This is a genomic window from Flavobacterium sp., from assembly GCF_003525665.1.
Taxonomy (GTDB): Bacteria; Bacteroidota; Bacteroidia; order Flavobacteriales; family Flavobacteriaceae; genus Flavobacterium.
In genome coordinates this window covers 4,517-7,380 of the sequence record NZ_DQDX01000198.1, presented here as the reverse complement: position 1 = coordinate 7,380, position 2,864 = coordinate 4,517, and the positions used below count along the sequence as shown (strand labels likewise).

The window sequence follows — 2,864 nt, the reverse complement described above, 5'->3', positions numbered from 1 at the left end:
CGTGCAATTGATTTTCATCACGACTTGGCGCAGTACAACCTTCAAGATACGAAACATAACTTCCTTCATCGGCAATTAAAAGTGTTCTTTCAAATTGTCCTGTTCCAGCTTGATTGATGCGGAAATACGTTGATAATTCCATTGGACATTTCACACCTTTTGGAATATAACAGAAACTTCCGTCAGAGAAAACAGCCGAATTTAAAGCTGCATAAAAATTATCTCTTTGAGGTACAACCGTTCCTAAATATTTCTGAACTAATTCTGGATATTCACGAATTGCTTCAGAAATACTCATGAAAATAATACCTTTTTCAGCCAAAGTTTTCTTGAAAGTAGTTGCTACGGAAACTGAATCGACTACAATATCCATTGCGACATTGTTCATCATTTTCTGCTCGTCGATAGAAATTCCCAACTTTTTATACATTTCTAAAAGGTCTGGGTCTACATCATCAAGTGTTTTGTTTGGATCTGCTTTTTTAGGAGCCGAATAATACGAAATAGCTTGAAAATCTGGTTTATCATAATGAACATTTGCCCATTCTGGTTCCACCATTTCTTGCCATGCACGAAAAGCTTCAATACGCCAATCGGTCATCCATTGTGGTTCTTCTTTCTTTTTAGAAATCGCACGAACAATATCTTCATTTAATCCAATAGGAAACGTTTCCGAATCCAATTCAGTGTAGAATCCGTATTCGTATTCTTTGTTTTCTAATTCGACTTTTAAGTCGTCTTCAGTATATTTTGCCATAGTATTTTATAACGAAAATGATTCGCCGCAACCACAAGTTCTACTTGCATTTGGATTATTAAATACAAATCCTTTTCCATTCAATCCGCCAGAAAATTCTAAAACTGTTCCTGCTAAATACAAGAATGATTTCTTTTCTACGGCTATTTTTACATTATTATCTTCAAAAACTTTGTCGTTTTCACCCAGTTCTTTGTCAAATTTTAATTCATATGACAAACCTGAGCAACCACCACTTTTTACGCCTACTCGAACGTAATCTTGGGCAGCGTCAAAACCGTCTTCCTGCATCATAGCAACGATTTTTTTACTTGCGTCATCAGATACTTTTATCATAACTTTTTAATTATTAGCGTTTTATTTAAAATTAGACAGAACAAAAAAGAGTGTTTACTATTTTGATTTTGTCTAAATTAACTGCAAAGATACGTCATATTTCGTTTTTTACATAATTACTAACATTTTTATAACGAATAATAGAATAGAAAAAAATGATTTTAACATGAATCAAAGCAACCTATTTAGTAAATTGCACCTTTTTAATTCATAAAAACAATGAAACTCTACCCAATTGAAGCTGGAAATTTTAAACTTGATGGTGGCGCAATGTTTGGCGTTGTACCAAAAACTATTTGGAATAAAACCAATCCTGCAGACGAAAATAATCTTATTGATATTGCAGCAAGATGTTTGTTAATTGAAGATGGAAACCGACTGATTTTGATTGACACTGGAATGGGCGACAAGCAATCGGAGAAATTCTTTAGTTATTATTCACTTTGGGGAAATCATTCCTTAGATAAATCATTAGCAAAATATGGTTTTCACAGAGATGATGTCACTGACGTTTTCATGACGCATCTACATTTTGATCATTGTGGCGGAAGTGTCAATTGGAATAAAGACAAAACCGGTTACGAAGTAGCTTTTAAAAATGCGAAATTTTGGACCAACGAAAATCATTGGGAATGGGCAACCAAACCAAATTTGAGAGAAAAAGCGTCATTTTTATCTGAAAATATTTTGCCAATGCAAGAAAGTGGTCAATTGAATTTTATCAAAAGACCTGAGTCTGATTTTGGAATTTCTGATTTGGGATTTGATATTTTTTATGTTGATGGACATACCGAAAAAATGATGATTCCACACATTCAATACCAAGATAAAACCATCGTTTTTTGCGCTGATTTAATTCCGACTGCAGGACATTTACCTTTGCCGTATGTTATGGGATACGACACGCGACCACTTTTAACGATGCCAGAGAAATCTAAGTTTTTAGAAAATTGTGCTGAGAATAATTTCTATTTAGTTTTAGAACACGATGCTCATAACGAAATAATCACAGTAGAAAAAACAGATAAAGGCATCCGATTAAAGGAAGTTTTCAAGTGTGACGAAATTTTTTAAATTCAATAAAAACCTCATTTTAAGTGCATTATCATTATCGATTTTGCACTTTTTTATTTTTTATAAAATTCTAATTTATTGTTAAACTTTTAATTGATATATCAATATTTGATAAAACATTTTTAAGTTTGTTTAAAATATATTCCATGGAAAATTTAAACAATGTAATTTTTTACAACATTGAGCAAGCCATCAAAACCTACAGAATGTATGCTCAGAAGGAAATAAAATCACACGATTTAAAAATCACGATTGATCAATGGCTTGTTTTAAAAAGTTTGAAAGAAAATCCAAACGCAACGCAGCAAGAACTTGCTGAAACGGTTTTTAAAGACACCGCATCGATTACAAGAATTATAGATTTGCTAGTAAAATCGGAGTTTGTTGAACGTGAAATAAATTTAAACGATAGAAGAAAATCTAACCTAAAAATCTCTTCAAATGGTGAAAAAATTCTTGCAAAAACACATTCAATTGTTTTGCAAAATAGAGAAAAAGCACTTGAAGGAATAACAGAAAATGATATCAAAATCTTAAACGAGACATTAAAAAAAATAACCAAAAACTGTAAACATTAAACCTAAAAATCATGATAAAAATAATACTTTGGTTGACCGTTGTCATAATCACTACTATCAAAATTTTTGTTTTGGGCTTAATAAATTTATAAAATAAAGTTAAGAAACCATTTCAAAAT

General features: G+C 31.6%; 3 protein-coding genes and 1 pseudogene. 2 read left to right on the top strand and 2 right to left on the bottom strand.

Going from position 1 to position 2,864, the window contains the following annotated elements; all coding sequences use genetic code 11:
• Positions 1-757, bottom strand: a pseudogene (locus tag DIU01_RS14025) (Fe-S cluster assembly protein SufB); the annotation flags it as partial.
• A 6-nt stretch (positions 758-763) separates the two neighbouring features.
• On the bottom strand, positions 764-1,093 hold the full coding sequence (locus tag DIU01_RS14020) for an iron-sulfur cluster assembly accessory protein (RefSeq protein WP_290835499.1): 330 nt from the start codon (positions 1,091-1,093) through the stop codon (positions 764-766).
• Positions 1,094-1,312: 219 nt separating this feature from the next.
• Between DIU01_RS14020 and DIU01_RS14015 the strand changes: the two genes are divergently transcribed.
• Together DIU01_RS14015 and DIU01_RS14010 are read left to right on the top strand one after the other, a co-directional pair.
• Positions 1,313-2,167, top strand: a complete 855-nt coding sequence (locus DIU01_RS14015) for an MBL fold metallo-hydrolase (protein ID WP_290835497.1) — start codon at positions 1,313-1,315, stop codon at positions 2,165-2,167.
• A gap of 146 nt (positions 2,168-2,313) precedes the next feature.
• Positions 2,314-2,745: a MarR family winged helix-turn-helix transcriptional regulator gene (locus DIU01_RS14010; RefSeq protein ID WP_290835495.1), complete on the top strand. Its 432-nt coding sequence runs from the start codon at positions 2,314-2,316 to the stop codon at positions 2,743-2,745.
• Positions 2,746-2,864 lie beyond the last annotated feature (119 nt).